This is a genomic window from Arthrospira sp. PCC 8006 (genome assembly GCF_046480465.1).
Lineage (GTDB): Bacteria > Cyanobacteriota > Cyanobacteriia > Cyanobacteriales > Microcoleaceae > Limnospira > Limnospira platensis.
The window spans coordinates 1-254 of sequence record NZ_PKGG01000665.1 but is presented as its reverse complement, the minus strand read 5'-3'; the positions used below and the strand labels follow the sequence as shown (position 1 = coordinate 254).

General features: G+C 69.3%; 1 protein-coding gene. It reads left to right on the top strand.

Annotation, left to right across the window (positions count from 1 at the left end):
• Positions 1-225: ACT domain-containing protein (locus B9T16_RS29790; RefSeq protein ID WP_410246506.1), on the top strand; the 225-nt coding region annotated here is incomplete at its 5' end.
• Between the last annotated feature and the right edge of the window lie 29 nt (positions 226-254).

The following is a 254-nucleotide window of genomic DNA, read 5'->3' as shown; positions in this document are numbered from 1 at the left end:
GCGAAGGTCTCGCTCGTGGGCGCCGGGATGAAGACCCACCCGGGCGTCGCCGCCAAGATGTTCACCGCGCTGTCCGCCGCCGGCGTCAACATCGAGATGATCTCGACCTCGACGATCCGCGTGTCGGTCGTCGTCGCCAAGGACCAGGTCGAAGCCGCCGTGCTGGCCGTCCACGAGGCCTTCGGTCTGTCCGAGGACCTCGTCGTCTCGGAGGAGGGCGCCTGATGGGGGTCAAGGTCGCCGTCCTCGGCGCT